The 18,384-nt window shown below is 70.2% G+C and carries 13 protein-coding genes and 1 pseudogene; 8 read left to right on the top strand and 6 right to left on the bottom strand.

The window, feature by feature from the left end; genetic code table 11:
• Positions 1-776: 776 nt before the first annotated feature.
• Positions 777-1,343, bottom strand: coding sequence for a hypothetical protein (locus tag BKA15_RS02605; protein ID WP_179747963.1), 567 nt, complete (start codon positions 1,341-1,343; stop codon positions 777-779).
• Between the two features lie 121 nt (positions 1,344-1,464).
• On the opposite strand from BKA15_RS02605, the gene BKA15_RS02600 reads away from it, so the two are divergent.
• A complete protein-coding gene (locus BKA15_RS02600; protein ID WP_179747962.1) occupies positions 1,465-2,325 on the top strand; it encodes a hypothetical protein in 861 nt (286 codons plus the stop codon).
• A gap of 43 nt (positions 2,326-2,368) precedes the next feature.
• On the opposite strand, the gene BKA15_RS02595 is transcribed toward BKA15_RS02600, so the two are convergent.
• Together BKA15_RS02595 and BKA15_RS02590 are read right to left on the bottom strand one after the other, a co-directional pair.
• Positions 2,369-3,178: an MBL fold metallo-hydrolase gene (locus BKA15_RS02595; protein ID WP_179747961.1), complete on the bottom strand. Its 810-nt coding sequence runs from the start codon at positions 3,176-3,178 to the stop codon at positions 2,369-2,371.
• 26 nt (positions 3,179-3,204) lie between these two features.
• Positions 3,205-4,353, bottom strand: coding sequence for a VOC family protein (locus BKA15_RS02590; RefSeq protein WP_179747960.1), 1,149 nt, complete (start codon positions 4,351-4,353; stop codon positions 3,205-3,207).
• Positions 4,354-4,845: 492 nt separating this feature from the next.
• Here BKA15_RS02590 and gltB point away from each other — a divergent pair, with 492 nt between their 5' ends.
• The 5 genes and pseudogenes from gltB to gltD all read left to right on the top strand — a co-directional run.
• Positions 4,846-9,414, top strand: coding sequence for a glutamate synthase large subunit (gene gltB, locus BKA15_RS02585; protein ID WP_179747959.1), 4,569 nt, complete (start codon positions 4,846-4,848; stop codon positions 9,412-9,414).
• A gap of 104 nt (positions 9,415-9,518) precedes the next feature.
• Complete coding sequence (locus BKA15_RS02580) at positions 9,519-10,979, top strand: glutamate synthase subunit beta (RefSeq protein WP_179747958.1); 1,461 nt, start codon at positions 9,519-9,521, stop codon at positions 10,977-10,979.
• A gap of 80 nt (positions 10,980-11,059) precedes the next feature.
• On the top strand, positions 11,060-11,404 hold the full coding sequence (locus tag BKA15_RS02575) for a YciI family protein (RefSeq protein WP_179747957.1): 345 nt from the start codon (positions 11,060-11,062) through the stop codon (positions 11,402-11,404).
• Entirely contained in the window at positions 11,401-12,573 is a 1,173-nt protein-coding gene (locus BKA15_RS02570) for an RNA polymerase sigma factor (RefSeq protein WP_179747956.1), read from the top strand. The genes BKA15_RS02575 and BKA15_RS02570 overlap by 4 nt, the downstream gene beginning before the upstream one ends.
• A pseudogene (gene gltD / locus BKA15_RS02565) lies at positions 12,574-12,777 on the top strand (glutamate synthase); the annotation flags it as partial.
• Positions 12,778-12,831: 54 nt separating this feature from the next.
• Here the strand turns inward: gltD and BKA15_RS02560 are convergent.
• Genes BKA15_RS02560 through BKA15_RS02550 form a run of 3 tightly spaced genes read right to left on the bottom strand, consistent with a single transcriptional unit; the run spans position 12,832 to position 15,075 of the window.
• Complete coding sequence (locus BKA15_RS02560) at positions 12,832-13,983, bottom strand: winged helix DNA-binding domain-containing protein (RefSeq protein WP_179747955.1); 1,152 nt, start codon at positions 13,981-13,983, stop codon at positions 12,832-12,834.
• The gene (locus tag BKA15_RS02555) at positions 13,980-14,225 is read right to left on the bottom strand and encodes a hypothetical protein (RefSeq protein WP_179747954.1); all 246 of its coding nucleotides are present in this window, start codon (positions 14,223-14,225) and stop codon (positions 13,980-13,982) included. Before BKA15_RS02555 ends, BKA15_RS02560 begins: the two co-directional genes overlap by 4 nt.
• Before the next feature lie 22 nt (positions 14,226-14,247).
• Positions 14,248-15,075: an SCO6745 family protein gene (locus tag BKA15_RS02550; protein ID WP_179747953.1), complete on the bottom strand. Its 828-nt coding sequence runs from the start codon at positions 15,073-15,075 to the stop codon at positions 14,248-14,250.
• Positions 15,076-15,181: 106 nt separating this feature from the next.
• Between BKA15_RS02550 and BKA15_RS02545 the strand changes: the two genes are divergently transcribed.
• On the top strand, positions 15,182-17,311 hold the full coding sequence (locus BKA15_RS02545) for a TRAP transporter permease (protein ID WP_179747952.1): 2,130 nt from the start codon (positions 15,182-15,184) through the stop codon (positions 17,309-17,311).
• Complete coding sequence (locus BKA15_RS02540; RefSeq protein WP_218871028.1) at positions 17,304-18,317, top strand: TAXI family TRAP transporter solute-binding subunit; 1,014 nt, start codon at positions 17,304-17,306, stop codon at positions 18,315-18,317. The genes BKA15_RS02545 and BKA15_RS02540 overlap by 8 nt, the downstream gene beginning before the upstream one ends.
• Positions 18,318-18,384: the final 67 nt, after the last annotated feature.

Here is an 18,384-nt window from a genome sequence, read left to right as displayed (position 1 = left end):
GACGAGCCTCGACCGAGGATGAACCGACGAGGATCAGAGCGCCTGATCGTGGGCACGCTGCGCGCCGCTGGCGAGCCGGCGGACGCAGACGCGCCGCCGAGGACGAAGCCTCGACCGAGGATGGACCCAGGAGACCAGACCGCCCTGACCGCGGGCAGGCAGCGCGGCTCCGGTGGGCGAGCCGAGCGGACGCCGATGCGCGACCGAGGGCGAAGCCTCGAACGAGGACGAACCCACGAGGACTGGAGTGCCCTGACCGCGGGCAGGCTGCGCGCCGCTGGCGAGCCGGCCGACGCCGACATGCCACTGAGGGCGAAGCCTCGACCGAGGATGACCCAGGAGGACGAGAGCGCCCTGACCGCGGGCATGCTGGGCGGCATCGGCGGGGCGCCGAGCTTCGACGGCTACAGCCTCCAAGCTCTTGCGGCACCGAGTAGGTCTCCGCTGCCGATCCTCAGTGGCACGAGGTCGGTTGTGGTGCTGGTGAGGAGCTGGCGCCGCTCCTGCGCGGTCCGTACGTTCCCGGTTCAGGCGAGTTCGGCGTTGACCAGGTCGGCCAGGACGGTTTGCCATTGGGTGGCGCTGAGTTCGCTCAGCATCCGGTCCGGCGGCGGTGAACTGGTCCACTCGGGACACTCGGTGTCCTCGCCCTCGACGACGACCGAGCGCAGCTCGCGATGGGTGCGGAGGTTCGTAGACGCGGATCCGGTAGGTCGTTCGCACCATCGGCACTGAGCTTCCGGGTCCGATGCCACCCGGGCTGTAGGGGCCGCAGGTCAGTTCGGCGGACCGCTGCTCACTCTCCACGTCGCCGCAGGCGACCAGTTGCACGGCCTTCGGATCCTCGGGATCCGCCGCCCGCCAGTCGACCCGTCCGGCAGTTCCAGCGTCTCGGTCGACAGTTGGCCGGACTGGGTCGGCATCTGCACCGTGACCGGGTGCGGCGCCGGACCCGCGTAGGGCGCCGCGTTGCCGTACGTAGCTCCCGCGCAGGCCTTGTCCAACCGATAGACGTCGTCCGGCAGCCCGCCGGGATAGGTGATCACCACGAACGCCGTACCGACTCCGGCAGCCGCGATCAGGGCGACCACACCGACGGCGATCCGGTGCGGCTGCCGATCGCGCCCGGGAAAGGCGATCGCGATCATCACGGCGAAGACCAGCGTGCCGGCGCCCAAGATCATCAGCAGTACCGAGCCGAAGATGACCTCGCCGTCCGTCTCGCCGTTGCTGATCATGGAATCGAGCGGAAACCAGACGGCCGCGATGCCGCCGACCGCCAGAGCGAACACCAGCAGCAGCACGAGGACCGATGACCCGATCTCGCGCAACCCTGCAGTCAACGACTCACCTCGCTCCCTTTTCGGAGAACTCTAGGAACGCGCCGCCCTGTCTACCAAGCATTCGGTTGCCTGAGGAAGATCAACGACGCCGGGTGAGATCTCGCTCACCTACGATCAGGCGATGGCTCCGTTCGAGTACGTCAGTGATCTCGACCTCAACCTGCATCACCTGCTCTACGCCGCCGCGTTCGGAGGCGTGCCGGGACGGGCTCGGGCGCAATCGGTGCCGGGCGAACTGGTCCTGAACGGCCGGCCGGAGTTCGAGCGGGCGGTGACGTACTACCGGGGGCGGTTCGCGGAGCGCGATCTGCTCTCCGACCCGGAGCTGTCAGCGCTGAAGACCCTGCTCGCGTTCGGTGACGGTTCGGCACCGGCGGGCTGGTCCGAGGTGTTCGAGCCGTTGCGCGAGCCGTACGCGGAAACCGACTGGCCCGTGCACGACAAGATCAACAAGGACTGGTCGCAGGCGGTGCACGAGCGGCTGAGCCCCCTGCTGCCGGACGTCCTGAACGAGTTGGAACGGGTCTTCCGCGAACCCTGGCCTGAAGGCCCGATACGGGTCGACGCGGTCTGGGTGGGCTACGCCCTGCCGGCGTACACGACACCGCGGCCGGCCCACATCTCCTGTATGACCACGCATCCACACCAGCGCGACTGGCTGACCGTGGAGATCGTGTTGCACGAGGCGAGCCACCTGCTGGCCTGGCCACTCATCTGCGCGCTCCGGAATCGGATCGATCCGTCCCGCAAGGGGCACGGCGATCTCTGGCACGTCGTCCTGTTCCTGCTGACCGGCGAGACGGTACGGCGAGCGTTGGCCAGCATCGGCGTTGATCATCAGCCCTACCTGGAAGCGACCGGCCTCTTCGACCGAGCCTGGCCACACTTCCGCCGTCCGGTCACCGAGGCCTGGACCGGCTACCTCGATGGCACGGTCGACTGGTCGGAGGCCTGCGATCGCCTGCTGGCCGCCGTCCGCTGACTCCGGTCCCCCGCGACCGGTTGCCGGGATGCGCCTCTCAGGGTCAGGTGAGGTGGTCGAAGTCGCCTCGGACCCAGGCGATGTGGCGGTCGGCGGAGCGGCGCAGGATCTCCTGGCCGCCGGCGGCGACGGTGTTGCCGAAGTTGCCGATGATCCGGTCGAAGGTGAACTCGCCCAGCCGGGTCGCGACGCGGTCGACGACGGCGGCGGAGAGCGGGATCTTGTTGGGGTAGCTGCGCAGGAAGCCGAGGGAGGTGCGGTCCGGGTTCGGGAAGACGGTGTCTCCGGCGAACAGGATGCCGCGGCCCTCGGCACCGGCGGCCCAGACGGCGACGCAACTGCCGGGGAAGTGGCCGCCGACCTGGTGCAGCGACAGCCCGTCGGTGAGGTCGCGTCGGTCGGACCAGAACTCGACCGCCGACCCGGTCCGGCCGAGCCATTCCTTGTCGGCCTCGCAGACCAGTACCGGTGCGTCGAGGGCGGCCGCCCACTCCAATTGGACGCCGAACGTGTGCGGGTGGCTGGCCGCGATCGCCAGCACCGGGCCCTTGGCCCGGACCTTCTCGACGGTCTGGTCGTCGATGAAGCCGAGCGGATCCCAGAGCAGCGAGCCGGCCGGGGTGGTGATCAACTCGGCGGTCTGGCCGATGCCGACGCCGGGATCGGCGGCCAGCGCGACCAGGTTCGGCTCGCGGTCGGTCCAGGTGATCGAGCGGCCCTCGCCGGCCAGCTTCGCCAGGTCGGTCCAGCGCTGCCCGTCGGCCGGCACCCACTGGCGTTCGTCGTCGCAGATCGGGCAGACGTCGGGCGTCGGCTCGTCGTACTCGACGGCACAGGTGGCACAGATCAACATCGGTCGTTTCCCCTCCGTGGTGACGATCAGTCCGGCCGGACCGCGACGAAGGCGGCGTCCGATCCGCCGCGCCAGACTAACCCGACCTCGCCGAATCCTGCGTCGCGCAGCGCCTCGAGTTGACGGTCGTGGGTGGGCTTCCACCGGTCCGGGTCCGGATCACCGAAGATCAGGTCCCGCTCGGCGACGGCGTCGCCCAGTTCGGCCGACTCGCGGGCCCGTTGCCACCAGCCGGGCCAGGTCTCCGCGACGCCGTCGCGATAGGCCTGCTCGCGGCGCCGCTCGGCGAGGTCGGCGAGTCGGGCCGACAGGGCGGGCAGGCCCGGGTCGGGCATGTGGTCCGCGTTGCCGAACAGGCCGCCGGGCCGCAGCAGCCCGGCCAACTCGCCGTAGAGCCCGACGATTCGCGCCCGGGTGAACCAGTGCAGCGCCGTCGCGGTGAGTACGGCATCGAAGGGACCCGCGGAGTCGGGCAGGGCCTCGACCCAGCCGGGGTCACGCAGGTCGGCGCGCGCGATCCGTACCCGATCGTTCCGGCCGATCGTGTGTTCGGCGATCCGCAGCAGTGCCGGATCGGCGTCCACCAGCACCGCCGACGCGCCGGCGAAGCGCTCCAGCAGCCGGATCGTGATCGAACCGGTGCCGCCGGCCAGGTCCAGCACCCGCGGCTCGGTCCCGGCCGTCGCCTCCACCGCGTCGAACAGGGCGGCCAACCGTTCCTCCCGGTCCGGCAGGAACGCCTCCTGCTGCCGGTCCCAGCTCCGCTGCCAGGCCCACCAGTCCACACCGTCCTCGCCCGGCCCGGACCGTCCGACAGCGCCCGCCCGGAACCGGGCCGGACCGGTCTGCACCGGCACCACGCAGAAGACCAGCCCGTCGGGGTCCGCGAGCTCCGCGTACTCGCCGTGATCGACCCGGACCGACGCCCCGAGCCCGACCAGCCGGGCGACCTCGGCCGCCACGTCGTCCGACTCGACGTCCAGGTGCACCCGCGGCGCGCCCTCCTCGAGATGCTGGAACGCGAACTCCACCCCGTCCAGCCAACCGAGGCTCCCGTACGTCTTCGAGGGATCAGCGGCCGGCACTCCGACCGCCGCCTCCCAGAACCGCTGCGTCGCCTCCGACCGCGGCCGCGGGTGATCGATCAGAACGACGCCGACTCGACTTCGATGCATGCCGGCACGCTACCGACCAGGGCCGACAGCACCCGGAGGGCCGTACCAGTCGGTCCTCAGGTAAGAAGTGGCCCAGGTACACCGCGATAGGATCATGGGTGCCGTTCGCAGCATCCCGCGGGCGGGTGAGGGGTGTCACACCGAGGCGCCCCAGTGTGAAAGATGTGCTGCAACCGGACCTGATCGGGTCGGGAATCTTCGGGGGCGTGCCGACCTGGGCGCGAGGTTGTTGCACGTGATGCGGTGTGAGTGCACTGATCACGGAGCAAAACCGTTCCAGGATGCCCAATGGGCTGGGTTAGCATCGCCCGGACCACTCCTGGCCAGCGCCGCCTCCGGGGTGCACCGACGCCGCAAGGCAAGACGCCGCAAGGCAACCGGTCCGTTTCGCGGAGTGCGAACGACGGGGGACGAAGGGGGTTCGCTCGCTTCGCTCGGCAGAGTCCCCGTCCCTGGGCTCCGCCACCGGCCTCGACGACGGGAGTACCGACGATGAAGAACGCGCCTGTACGGCTGTCCCGAACTCTTCCGGCTCGACCGGCGGAGGGCCTCTACGACCCCGCGTACGAACACGACGCCTGCGGAGTGGCGTTCGTCGCGACGCTGTCCGGCGAGGCGACCCACACCATCGTCGAGCAGGGCCTGGAGGCGCTGCGTAATCTCGATCATCGTGGCGCGACCGGCGCCGACCCGGGCACCGGCGACGGCGCCGGCATCCTGATCCAGGTCCCCGACGAGTTCCTCCGCGCCGAGGCCGGCTTTGACCTGCCCCGCCCGGGCGGCTACGCGGTCGGGCACGCCTTCCTGCCGACTGACGAGGAGGACGCGGCCAAGGCCCGCGCCCAGATCGAGCGGCTGGCCGAGGAGGAGAGCCTCGCGGTCCTGGGCTGGCGCGTGGTGCCGACCGACACGACGTCGCTGAGCAACGTCTCCCGGGATGCGATGCCGCGGTTCGAGCAACTGTTCGTGGCGGCCCGGCCGACCCCACTGATGGGCATCGCGCTGGAGCGGCTCGCGTACTGCCTGCGCCGCCGGGTGCAGAACGAGGTCGGCGTCTACATGTCGTCGCTGTCCTGCCGAACCCTTGTCTACAAGGGAATGCTGACCACCGAACAGCTCGAGCTGGTGTTCCCCGAGCTGCACGACGAGCGGCTGGCCAGCGCGCTGGCGATCGTGCACTCCCGGTTCTCCACCAACACGTTCCCGGCCTGGGAGCTCGCCCACCCGTTCCGGATGATCGCGCACAACGGCGAGATCAACACCGTGATGGGCAACCGGAACTGGATGCGGGCCCGCGAGGCCCTGCTGCGCAGCAACCTGCTGCCCGGCGACCTGGAGCGGCTGTTCCCGATCATCACGCCCGGCGAGTCCGACTCGGCGTCGTTCGACCAGGTGGTCGAGCTGCTGCACCTCGGCGGCCGGTCGCTGCCGCACGCCGTGCTGATGATGATCCCGGAGGCGTGGGAGAACAACGCCGAGATGGACCGGGCCCGGAAGGACTTCTACGCCTTCCACTCCTGCCTGATGGAGCCGTGGGACGGCCCGGCCTGCGTCGTCTTCACCGACGGCACCCAGATCGGTGCCGTGCTGGACCGCAACGGGCTGCGGCCGGGCCGGTTCTGGGTCACCGACGACGGTCTCGTCGTGCTCGCGTCGGAGTCGGGCGTGCTGGACCTGCCGGCCGAGAAGGTGATCAAGAAGGGTCGGCTGCAGCCGGGCAAGATGTTCCTGGCCGATCTGGCCGAGCACCGGATCATCGACGACGACGAGGTGAAGGGCACGCTGGCCACGGCCGCGCCGTACGGCGAGTGGCTGGTCGGCGGCCGGATCGCCCTGTCCGACCTGCCCGAGCGCGAGCACGTCCGGCACAGCCACGCGTCCGTCACGAGGCGGCAGCAGATCTTCGGCTACACCGAGGAGGAGCTGCGTCGGATCCTCGCCCCGATGGCGAACGCGGGCACCGAGCCGATCGGTTCGATGGGTACGGACACGCCGGTGGCGGTGCTCAGCGAGCGTCCGCGGCTGCTGTTCGACTACTTCTCCCAGCTGTTCGCGCAGGTGACCAACCCGCCGCTGGACGCGATCCGCGAGGAACTGGTCACCTCGCTCTACAACACGATCGGGCCGGAGCACAACCTGCTCGAGCCGGGCCCGCGGTCCTGCCGCCGGGTGGTGCTGCCGTTCCCGGTGATCGACTCCGACGACCTGGTCAAGATCAGGCACATCAACCGCGACGGCGACATGCCGGGCTACGCGACGCACGTGATCCGCGGCCTGTACGACGTCCATGGCACCTCCGGCGGGCCGGGCGGGGCCGAGGCGCTGGCGGCCAAGCTGGAGGAGTTGTGCGCCGAGACGTCCGCGGCGATCGCCGACGGGGCCCGGATCATCGTGCTGTCCGACCGGCACTCGACCGCCGAGCTGGCGCCGATCCCGTCGCTGCTGCTGACGTCGGCGATCCACCACCACCTGGTCCGGGAGAAGACCCGGACCCAGGTCGGCCTGATCGTCGAGGCCGGCGACGTCCGCGAGGTGCATCATGTGGCGCTGCTGATCGGGTACGGGGCCGCCGCGGTGAACCCGTACCTGGCGATCGAATCGGTGGAGGACCTGGCCCGGCAGGGCGATTTTGTTGATCTTGAACCGGAGGACGCGGTCAAGAACGTGATCAAGGCCCTGGGCAAGGGCGTGCTCAAGGTGATGAGCAAGATGGGCGTCTCCACCGTCGCCTCGTACACGGGGGCGCAGATCTTCGAGGCGCTCGGCCTGTCCCAGGACCTGGTGGACCGCTACTTCACCGGCACCACGTCGAAGCTGGGCGGGATCGGGCTCGGCGAGCTGAGTGAAGAGGTACGGCAGCGGCACCTGCGCGCCTACCCGTCGGACGGCATCCCGCTGGCCCACCGCCGGCTCGAGGTCGGCGGCGAGTACCAGTGGCGCCGCGAGGGCGAGCCGCACCTGTTCGACCCCGAGACCGTGTTCCGGCTGCAGCACTCGACCCGGGCCGGCCGATACGACATCTTCAAGACCTACACCCGGCAGGTCGATGATCAATCCGAGCGGCTGATGACGCTGCGCGGCCTGCTCAAGTTCACGTCCGACCGGCCCTCGATCCCGATCGAGGAGGTCGAGCCCGTCTCCGAGATCGTCAAGCGGTTCTCCACCGGCGCGATGTCGTACGGCTCCATCTCCAAGGAGGCGCACGAGACCCTCGCGATCGCGATGAACCGGCTCGGCGGCAAGTCCAACACCGGTGAGGGCGGCGAGGACGCGGACCGGCTGCACGACCCGGTCCGGCGCAGCGCGATCAAGCAGGTCGCGTCCGGCCGGTTCGGCGTCACGTCGGACTACCTGACCAACGCCGACGACATCCAGATCAAGGTCGCCCAGGGCGCCAAGCCGGGGGAGGGCGGCCAGTTGCCCGGCCCCAAGGTCTATCCGTGGGTGGCGAAGACCCGGCACTCGACGCCGGGCGTCGGCCTGATCTCGCCGCCGCCGCACCACGACATCTATTCGATCGAGGACCTCAAGCAGCTGATCCACGACCTGAAGTGCGCCAACCCGGCGGCCCGGATCCACGTCAAGCTGGTCGCCGAGGTCGGCGTGGGTACGGTCGCGGCCGGGGTCAGCAAGGCGAAGGCCGATGTGGTGTTGATCTCCGGCCACGACGGCGGCACCGGCGCGGCGCCGCTGACCTCGCTGAAGCACGCCGGCGGCCCGTGGGAGCTCGGCCTGGCCGAGACCCAGCAGACGTTGTTGATCAACGGCCTGCGGGACCGGATCGTGGTCCAGGTCGACGGCCAGCTGAAGACCGGCCGGGACGTGATCATCGGCGCGCTGCTCGGGGCCGAGGAGTTCGGCTTCGCCACCGCGCCGCTCGTGGTCAGCGGCTGCGTGCTGATGCGGGTCTGCCATCTGGACACCTGCCCGGTCGGCGTCGCGACCCAGAACGAGACGCTGCGCCAGCGCTTCACCGGCAAGCCGGAGTTCGTGATCAACTTCTTCGAGTACATCGCCGAGGAGGTCCGGGAATACCTGGCCGAGTTGGGCTTCCGTACGTTGGACGAGGCGATCGGCCATGTCGAACTGCTGGACGCGACCAAGGCTGTTGATCACTGGAAGGCGCACGGTCTTGACCTGTCGCCGATCCTGCACCTGCCGGAGCTGCCGGAAGGGGCGCACCGGCGCCAGGTGATCACCCAGGATCACGCGCTGGAGGCGTCGCTGGACACGGAGCTGATCGAGATCTGCCGGCCCGCTCTTGATCAAGGAGCGCCGGTCCGGGCCCAGCTCGACGTACGCAACATCCACCGGACCGTCGGCACCCGGCTCGGCCACGAGGTGACCAAGGCGACCGGCGGCGTCGGGCTGCCCGACGGCACCATCGACGTCACGCTCACCGGCAGCGGCGGCCAGAGCTTCGGCGCGTTCCTGCCGGCCGGGGTGACGCTGCGGCTGGAGGGCGACAGCAACGACTACCTGGGCAAGGGCCTGTCCGGGGGTCGGATCGTGGTCCGGCCGGCGCGGGACGCGGTGCTCACCGCCGAGGAGAACATCATCGCCGGCAACGTGATCGCCTACGGCGCGACGTCCGGCGAGCTGTTCCTGCGCGGCGTGGTCGGCGAACGCTTCTGCGTCCGCAACTCCGGCGCGACCGCCGTCGTCGAGGGCGTCGGTGATCATGCGCTGGAGTACATGACCGGCGGCATCGTGGTCGTGCTCGGCCAGACCGGCCGCAACGTCGCCGCGGGCATGTCCGGCGGGATCGGGTACTTCCTCGATCTTGATCTTGGTCGGCTGAACGCCGAACTGGTCGACGCGGGCGCGCCGACCGAGGCCGACCTGGAGGTGCTGCGCGGGCTGGTCGCCCGGCACGCCGAGAACACCGGTTCGACGGTCGCCGAGGACCTGCTGGCCGACTGGGCCGCCGCCGGCGCGCGGTTCACCAAGGTGCTGCCGCGCGACTACGCCCGGGTGGTCGCTGCTCGGGAACAGGCGGAACGCGACGGCCTCGACGACGCGACCACAACGACACGGATGATGGAGGCCGCTCATGGCTGACCTCACAACGTTCCCTGAGCTCACCACCACAACGCTCCCTGAGCTCACCACCACAACGCTCCCTGAGCTTGTCGAAGGGCCGGGCCCGAAGGGCGGTGATCACCATGGCTGATCCGCGCGGATTCCTCAAGCACCCCCGCCGGGTGGCGGAGCGCCGCCCGGTCGCCGAACGCGTCAAGGACTGGAACGAGGTCTATCCGGGCACGCCCGGCCGGGCCCTGCTGCCGATCATCAGCGATCAGGCCGGCCGCTGCATGGACTGCGGCATTCCCTTCTGCCACACGGGTTGTCCGCTGGGCAACCTGATCCCGGAGTGGAACGACCTGGTCTGGCGCGACGACTGGGCCGAGGCGCTGGAACGCCTGCACGCCACCAACAACTTCCCCGAGTTCACCGGCCGGGTCTGCCCGGCGCCGTGCGAGGACGCCTGCGTGGTGGCGATCGCCGACGAACCGGTGACGATCAAGAACGTCGAGGTCGCGATCATCGACAAGGCGTGGGACGAGCGCCGGGTCGAGCCGCAGCCGCCGGAGTGGCACACCGGCAGCACCGTGGCCGTGATCGGCTCCGGACCGGCCGGCCTGGCCGCCGCGCAGCAGCTGACCCGGGCCGGGCACACGGTCGCCGTGTTCGAACGCGACGACAAGCCGGGCGGCCTGCTCCGGTACGGCATCCCGGAGTTCAAGCTGGAGAAGAAGGTGCTGGACCGCCGGATCCGGCAGATGCGCGACGAGGGTACGAACTTCCGCTGCAACGTCCGGGTCGGCGTCGACGTGACCGGCCAGCAGTTGCGGCAGCGCTACGACGCGGTGGTCGTCGCGACCGGCGCGACCGTACCGCGGCAGCTGGAGGCGAAGAATCCCGAGCTGGGTGGCGTGCACTACGCGATGGACTATCTGACCCAGGCCAACCGCTCCTCGCTCGGCGAGGAGGTGCCGGACCAGATCACCGCCGAGGGCAAGAACGTGATCATCATCGGTGGCGGCGACACCGGCGCCGACTGCCTCGGTACGGCGATCCGGCAGGGTGCGAAGTCGATCCTGCAGCTGGAGCACAACATCATTCCGCCGGAGCAGCGCGAGGCGCATGAGCCGTGGCCGACGTACCCGCGGATCTTCCGGTCCTCGGCGGCCAACGAGGAGGGCGGCGAGCGACTGTTCAAGGCCGCCACCACCGAGCTCGTCGGCGACGAGAATGATCATGTGAGGGCGCTCCGGATCGTCGAGGTGGTCCGGCAGAACCGGGTCAACACGCCGGTCGAGGGGACCGACCGGGAGTTCCCGGCCGACCTGGTCCTGCTGTCGATGGGCTACACCGGCCCCGAGCCGGACGTTCTTGATCAACTCGGCGTCAGGACCGAACGCGGCCTGGCCGTCCGGGCCGAGGATTACAGCACCGAGGCGCTCGGCGTCTTCGTCTGCGGTGACGCCGGCCGTGGCCAGTCCCTGATCGTCTGGGCGATCGCCGAGGGCCGGGCCTGCGCCGCGACCGTCGACGAGTTCCTCTCCGGCTCCACGAAGCTGCCGAGACCGATTCCGTCCACCGCCAGGCAGATGGCGGTCTAGGAGTTCGCCCTTCGCTGTCCCCTGTCGTTGGTCGGGTTCGTCTGATGGGTGACGGTAAGTTCCGACGGCGAAGGAGAATCATGAGATACGCGTTGCTGATCAACGAGCTGCCCGGTGCGTTCGAGGCGCTCGCCACGGACGAGCAGGCGGCGATCTCCGCGGAGTACCTCGGGATCAGATCGGATCCCCGGGTTGTCGACGGAGGGCATCTGGCGCCGGCGCACACCGCGTCGACGGTCCGGCTCAAGGACGGTGACGCGCTGGTCACCGACGGGCCGTTCGCGGACACCAAGGAGGTGCTCGGCGGGTACTACCTGCTCGAGGCCGACGACCTGGACGCCGCGATCGAGGTCGCCGCACGGATTCCGGCCGCCCGGCTCGGTGGGTCGGTGGAGATCAGGCCGCTGATCACCTACCCGGTGTGATCGAAGAGGTCTTCGCCGCCGAATGGGGGCGTGTGCTCGCTTCACTGGCGGGCTTCCTCGGCGATGTCGATCTCGCCGAGGAAGCCACCCAGGAGGCCTTTGCGACCGCGGCCGAAAAGTGGCCGACCCACGGCACCCCGGACAATCCGCGTGCCTGGCTGGTGACGACGGCCCGGCGCCGAGCCATCGATCGACTGCGCCGGGATCGTCTGTTCGCGTCGAAGGCGCCGCTGCTCGCCGGGCCCGAGGCCAAGGAGATCGAGATGATCGAGACAGCTATACCGGACGAGCGGCTCGAGCTGATCTTCATGTGCTGCCATCCCGCGCTCGCCCCGGAGGCTCAGGTAGCGCTCACCCTGCGGGCCCTGGGCGGACTGTCCACGGAGCAGATCGCGGCGTCGTTCCTCGTTTCGTCGGAGACGATGAAGAGGCGGCTGACGCGGGCGAAGTCCAAGATCAAGACTGCCGGCATTCCGTTCCGGGTGCCCCCTGGTCATGCGCTGCCCGAGCGGCTCGGGGTCGTGCTGAAGGTGATCTACCTGATCTTCAATGAGGGTTACGGGGGACAGCGCGAGCTGGCCGACGAGGCCATCCGACTCGGCCGGATGCTGGCGATCTTGATGCCCGATGAGCCGGAGGCGCTCGGGCTCCTGGCGCTGATGGCGTGCCATCACTCCAGGCGGGCGGCTCGTCGTGCCGACGACGACGAGATCATCCTGCTGGCCGACCAGAATCGCGAATTGTGGGACACCGAGTTGATCATGGAGGGCCGCGCCCTGCTGGATCGGGCGATCGCCCGCGCTCGAGGACCGTACGTGCTCCAGGCTGCGATCGCGGTGCTGCAGACGGAGCCGGAGATCGACTGGGCGCAGGTGGCCGACCTCTACCGCGAGCTGGGCCTGCTGACCGGATCGCCGGTCGTCGAGCTCAACCGTGCGGTCGCCGTGGCCCAGGCGGGCGAGACCGAGGCAGCCCTGAAGATCACGGACGACCTGGACCTCGACAGCTACTCGTACCTGCATTCGACGCGAGCCGAACTGCTGGGCCGGCTCGGCCGCCCGAAGGAGGCGGCAGCCGCGTACCGGCGGGCGCTCGAACGCTGCACCTCCGAGCCCGAGCGGCGCCTGCTCGGCAGCCGGCTGTCTGAGCTGGACGCCACTTCGGGTTAGCGCGGGCTGGCCGTGCGGGCCGACGACTACAGCACGGGACGCGCCGGCGTCTTCGTCTGTGGCGACGCCGGCCGCGGCCAGTCCCTGATCGTCTGGGCGATCGCCGAGGGCCGCGCCTGCGCTGCGACCGTCGACGAGTTCCTCTCCGGCTCCACGAAGCTGCCGAGACCGACTCCGTCGACCGCCCGCCAGATGGCCGTCTGAGGGTCGGCCGCCGCGGCTGGCACCGGCCGTGGAGTTCCGGCGGCCTGACGGCGATCAGTCGGCCCAGCCGACTTCATGGTCTCGGCTGTCCGGGGCGACATAGCGGAGCAGACGTTCGGCCTCCTCGGTGAGGGCGGTCCGGTCCTTGCGGCGGAGCGACGCGAACGGTTCCAGGCGCAGGGTCGCCCGGTCTTCGGTCGCCTCCCAGGACCACAGCCCGGCGACCAGGCCGTCGATCAGGAACGTGGGCAGGACGTCGCCGTTCTTCTTGTAGACCGCGGCGACGTGGGCAGGGTCGACCAGGCGGGCCCGCGCCTTCGGGGCGTACGCGATCAGGGCGCTGTCCCAGCGGGCCAGGAAACGCGGCGGCGCCGGCACGTCGGCCGGCACGCGGTCCAGATCGGCCAGGTCCAACCAGGGTTCCCCGCCCGGGCCGTCGTACTCGACGATCCGATCGCCGAGAGACTTGAGAGCGGCCCGCACCGTACCGACCCGGCGCTGCCCGGACCACTGCATGAAGTCGCCGGCAGTGGCCGGTCCGTACGCGGCGAGAAAGCGCTCGACGCCGGTCCGCAACGCCTCCTCGGGCGTCGGGTCCGGCACGCCGTCGGCCCCGGGCACCCAACCGCCCAGGGCGACATAGCTCGGCTTGCCATGCTCGTTCCAGAACCCGCTCGGCGGCACGTGCACCAGCCCGCCGCCGGCCGTACCCAGCCGGAACCAGCCGTTGCGGACCCCGCCCGGGATGTGGTCGGCCGGGTCGATCCCCGGATGCAGCGTGCTCAGCCGCTGCTCGATCTCGGCGACGGTGCGCGGCTCGCTGCAGAAGTCCCGTACCTCCGCATTGAGTTCGGTCAGGTCCAGCCCCGCCCGGGCCGCGCTCGGCTGCCAGGTCGCCAACCGCGGCAGCGCCGACAACGCATCGAACGCCCGGACGTCCGCGGCGTCGACCAGATGCAGCGTCGTCCGCATCACCGTCGCCTTGACCACAAAGGCCTCGGCCAGGGCGTCCTGCAGCTCGGACACCTCGGCGGTCTGCCGGCGGGTCCAGAGTGCGACGTACGGCCAGGTCGCGTGTTGGGCCTGGAGCCCGGCGACCCGACCGACGACGTCGGCCACCGGACCGCCGGCCCGCTCGAGCAGCAGCTGGCGGTGCAGCGTGGCGCGGTTCAGATCCTTCAGCGTCAGTACGGGGCGAGCGTTCATGGCGTTCGGGTACGCAGCCAATCGTGGAGGAGTTGATGGCGGGTGTCCGGCGCGACGGCGATCGCCGGACCGTTCAGGAAGTAGCCGGGCCAATCGGTGGCGGTGTGCAGCGGGGTCCGGCCGGCGCCGTCGAGCCGGGCCGAGACGAGCGCCGGGTGCTCCCGGATCACCTGCTCCACCGCGGCGACGTCGCCGGTTCGGATCGCGTCGACGAGCCGGCCGGCCTCGGCCTGATCACTCATCCCCAGAGTGTCTCAGGCGCGGTCAGTCGGCGACCAGGGCGCCGGCCAGCGGTTCGAGGGTGGTGATCAACGCGTCGAGGTCGGCCGGATCCAGGTGCGCGTACGCGGGAGCGTCAAGATCATCGGTCATCTCCTCGATCCGTTCCCGGAGATCCCGGCCCGCGTCGGTGATGCGGTCGTCGGCGTCGACCAGGCCGCGGGCCCGCAGTCCGTCCATGATCATCGCGAGCTTCTCGGCCGGCAGGTGAGCGACCCGGCCGTCCTGCAGCGGCGGGGCGCCGTCGGCCAGGGCGCGCAGCAGATGGGACTCGGTGCCGCCGATTCCGGCGACGGCCAGGGCGAGGTTGTGGCAGTCGCCGCGGTACTCGCGGAGCAGCGTGGCGCTGTGCCAGAGCCGGGCCACCGGCTCCTCGGGTACGGGCAGCGCGCGAAGACCGGCGAACAACGGGCGGGCCTCGGTCGGCGCCCCTGCCGCCGCCGCGACCATAAGGTCCGCGGCGCGGGGGACCGCCGGCCCGTCGGCGAGGTCGCCCAGGATCCGGCGCAGCGCCGCGGCGCAGCCCCGCTCCCGCGCGGCCAGGGCGGCCTCGGGCGTGGTGACGGTCCAGACCCGCGGAATGTGCCGGGCCACCTCGCCCTCGGCGAAGTTGTAGAACACCGCGTGCACCACCTCGGCCGGCGCCCGGCCCAGCGGCGCCGCCCGGCCGGCGAAGTAGCCGTCCCAATAGCTGTGCCGGAGCCCGAGCGCCTCCAGCGCCTCGGTCGGCTCGTGGCTTCCGTACGCGACCAGGTGGATCGGGTCCACCAGCCGCTTCATCCGGCGGGTCACGGGCTCGGGCTGTCCGGTCATGATCGACTCCTGTGTCGTGGCTGGTCCGAGGTCGTGCTGAATCCTGCCGGTTCGCCCGGCGGATCTCCACCCGACACCGGTTCGGCGGTGGCCTTATAGTCTCCGCATGGGTCCCGACGCGGTGGATGCTCAGGCAGCTGATCAACGTCGCGAGGTGACCTGGCCAGTCGGCAAGGGGACCGTCGATGAACTGATCGCCACCTACGACGAGGAACGGCCGGCGCGGCGGCTCGGTCCGCGGCTCGACCTGGTGCTCGGCGCGATCTGCTTCGTGATCGCGGTCTGGGTGCTCTGGCAGGTGTTCTTCCCGCTGCCGCAGGGCAATCAGTACTCCTTGATCATCTTTCTCGGCGTCACGCTGCCGTTGGTGTTCCTGACCTTCCGCTTCCGCAAGCGGCGCGCTTCGACAGGCTCAGCGAACGGCGCCAGGGGAGACAACCCGGGCGTGATCGACTGGCTGCTCGCCGCGATCGCACTGCTGGTCTGTCTCTATCCCGTCCTGCCGGCGCCGGGCGGCGGCTTCAACGCGTTCCTTGATCGACAAGGGCAGCTGAGCACGCTCGACGTGATCGCGGGCGCGCTGCTCACCGTGCTGCTGCTGGAGGCCTGCCGGCGGACCACCGGGCTGGTGCTGCCGATCGTCTGCGTGATCTTCTTCCTGTACGCCTACTACGGAGGCTTCCTGCCGATCTCCTGGCCGATCAGCCACGCCGGCGTCGACTTCGACCAGATCATCAACGGTTTCTACAACGACCAGTCCGGCTTCTACGGCACGCCGCTCGACGTCGCCGCCTCCTACATCGTGCTGTTCACGATCTACGGCGCCGTGCTGGACGCGACCGGGGCCGGCCGGTTCTTCATCGACCTGTCCTTCGCGCTGTTCCGCAAGTCCCGCTCGGCGCCCGGCCGGACGGTGACGCTGTCCGGCTTCCTGCTCGGTACGGTCTCCGGATCGGGCACCGCCACCGCGGTCAGCCTGGGCGCCGTGACCTGGCCGATCCTGCGCAAGGCCGGCTACCCGCGGGAGAACGCGGGCGGCATGCTGGCCGCGGCCGGGATCGGGGCGATCCTGTCGCCGCCCACCCTCGGTGCGGCGGCGTTCATCATCGCGGAGTACCTGCGCGTCCCGTACCTGCAGGTGCTGCTCTGGGCGGTCGTTCCGACGATCTTGTTCTATCTCGGCATCATCCTGGCGGTGGAGATCGACTCCCGGCGGTTCGGCGCCCACGCGGTCGAGGTGCCACGGCGGAACCCGGTCCGGCTGCTGCTCCGGTACGGCTATCACCTGCTGTCGCTGGCGATCATCGTCGTCTTCCTCGCGGTCGGCATCCCGCCGTTCCGCGCCGTCGTGTACGCCACCGCCGTCGCCGCCCTGTTCGGACTGGTCGAACGCCTGGTCTCCCGGCACGACCCGCTGGACCCCGACACCGAGCCGCAGCCGCGCGGCCGGGCCATGATCACGTACGGGAAGGATCTGGGCCGGGCCCTGAGCAGTGGCATCAGGTCCGCGCTCGGCGTCGTCACCGTCTGCGCGTCCGCCGGCGTGATCACGTCGGTGATCGTCAAGACCGGCCTGGGCCAGAACCTGGCCGACATCCTGGTCGCAGCCGCCCGGGCGCTGAGCGACAACGCGACCGTGGTGTTGATCTTGACGGCGGTGCTCGCGGCGATCGCGGTGCTGCTGCTCGGGCTGGCGGTGCCGGTGACCGCCTCGTTCATCATCGCCTGGGTGGTGATCGGCCCGGCTCTGCAGGCGCTCGGGGTCAGCGCACCCGAGGCGGCGATGTTCATCTTCTACTACGCGGTGCTGTCGGAGGTGTCGCCGCCGACCGCGCTGGCCGCGGTCGCGTCGTCCGCGATCACCGGTGGCAAGACAATCCCGACCATGTGGCAGGCGACGAAGTACGCGCTGCCGGCGTTCCTCGCCCCGCTGGCGTTCGTGATCACCGACAACGGGTCGCACCTGCTGCTGCAGGGGTCGCCGCTGGACGTGCTCTGGACGACCGTGGTGAGCATGATCGCGATCGCCGCGCTGGCCGCGCTGACCGGCGGCTGGATCTTCCGCGAGGCGAGCCGGGTGCAGCGGCTGCTCTGCCTGCCGACGGCCCTGCTGCTGCTCTACCTGCACCCGGTCTCGATCGCGATCGGCCTGGCCTGCGCCGCGGTCGCGGTGATCTTGAACCTGCTCTCTGCTCGACGACAATCTCCAACCCTGCAAGGAGTTTCCGATGCGTGATCAGCTCCGTCCGACGACCATGATCGTCGCGACCCTCTCCGTTCTGGCGCTGGTGTTGAGCGGCTGCGGCGGCCGCCAGGAACGCACCAGCGATCCGGGAGCTGCCGGCTCGGCCGGCGCCTGCGAACCGACCGCGGCCCAGCTGACCATGGCCACCGGCAACAGCACCGGCGTCTACTACGTGCTCGGCGGCGGCATGGCCGGGCTGATCAGTGCCGAGACGCCGATCCGGACCACGGCCGCCGAGACCGGCGCCTCGGTGCAGAACATCCAGCAACTGGTCGACGGCACCTACGACATCGCGTTCTCGCTGGCCGACACGGCCGCCGACGCGGTGGCCGGCAAGAGCGCGTTCGACCAGCCGCAGCCGATCCGCGCGCTCGGCCGGGTGCACTCCAACTACACCCAGGTGGTGGCCCGGAAGGACGCCGGCGTCGACTCGATCGAGGATCTGCGCGGCAAGACCGTCTCGACCGGCTCGCCGAAGTCCGGCACCGAGGTGATCGCGAACCGGCTGCTGCAGGCCGGCGGCCTCGACCCGGCGAAGGACGTCAAGGCGCAGCGGCTGGACCTGGCCAAGACCGTGGACGGGCTCAAGGACGGCTCGATCGACGCCTTCTTCTGGTCCGGCGGCCTGCCGACACCGAACCTGACCGACCTGTTCACCTCCCAGCCCGACCTGGCCGCGTTCATCGACGTCACGCCGCAGTTGGCGAAGCTCCAGGAGATCAACCCGGTCTACGCGGAGGGCACCATCCCGGCGGCGACGTACAACCTGAAGAGCGACGTGAACACGATCGTGGTGCCGAACGTCCTGTTGGTCCGCGACGACTTCCCGGCCAACAACGCCTGCGCGATCACCAAACTGCTCTGGAGCAGCCAGGACAAACTGGGTCAGGTGCACCCGTCGGGCAAGGAGCTGGACCCGAAGCTCGGTCAGGAGACCGCGCCGATCGAGCTGGCGGCGGGGTCGAAGGAGGCGCTCACCGAGCTCGCCGGCGGCTGAAGATCATCACCTAGGACGACGTGTTACCGCCCGTGCTGATTCGCGCCACACCGTCGGGGATCGAGCA

Origin of the sequence: Microlunatus parietis (assembly GCF_013407955.1) — a bacterium.
Lineage (GTDB): Bacteria > Actinomycetota > Actinomycetes > Propionibacteriales > Propionibacteriaceae > Microlunatus > Microlunatus parietis.
Note: the sequence above shows the minus strand (reverse complement) of the source record. Positions and strands in the feature narration are given on the sequence as shown.

Coding starts and splice junctions, on each gene's coding strand:
- BKA15_RS02545 (WP_179747952.1), top strand. CDS start 15,182: ATGGGTCCCGACGCGGTGGATGCTCAGGCAGCTGATCAACGTCGCGAG.
- BKA15_RS02540 (WP_218871028.1), top strand. CDS start 17,304: ATGCGTGATCAGCTCCGTCCGACGACCATGATCGTCGCGACCCTCTCC.
- gltB (WP_179747959.1), top strand. CDS start 4,846: ATGAAGAACGCGCCTGTACGGCTGTCCCGAACTCTTCCGGCTCGACCG.
- BKA15_RS02575 (WP_179747957.1), top strand. CDS start 11,060: ATGAGATACGCGTTGCTGATCAACGAGCTGCCCGGTGCGTTCGAGGCG.
- BKA15_RS02555 (WP_179747954.1), bottom strand. CDS start 14,225: ATGAGTGATCAGGCCGAGGCCGGCCGGCTCGTCGACGCGATCCGAACC.
- BKA15_RS02595 (WP_179747961.1), bottom strand. CDS start 3,178: ATGTTGATCTGTGCCACCTGTGCCGTCGAGTACGACGAGCCGACGCCC.
- BKA15_RS02600 (WP_179747962.1), top strand. CDS start 1,465: ATGGCTCCGTTCGAGTACGTCAGTGATCTCGACCTCAACCTGCATCAC.
- BKA15_RS02590 (WP_179747960.1), bottom strand. CDS start 4,353: ATGCATCGAAGTCGAGTCGGCGTCGTTCTGATCGATCACCCGCGGCCG.
- BKA15_RS02550 (WP_179747953.1), bottom strand. CDS start 15,075: ATGACCGGACAGCCCGAGCCCGTGACCCGCCGGATGAAGCGGCTGGTG.
- BKA15_RS02580 (WP_179747958.1), top strand. CDS start 9,519: ATGGCTGATCCGCGCGGATTCCTCAAGCACCCCCGCCGGGTGGCGGAG.
- BKA15_RS02560 (WP_179747955.1), bottom strand. CDS start 13,983: ATGAACGCTCGCCCCGTACTGACGCTGAAGGATCTGAACCGCGCCACG.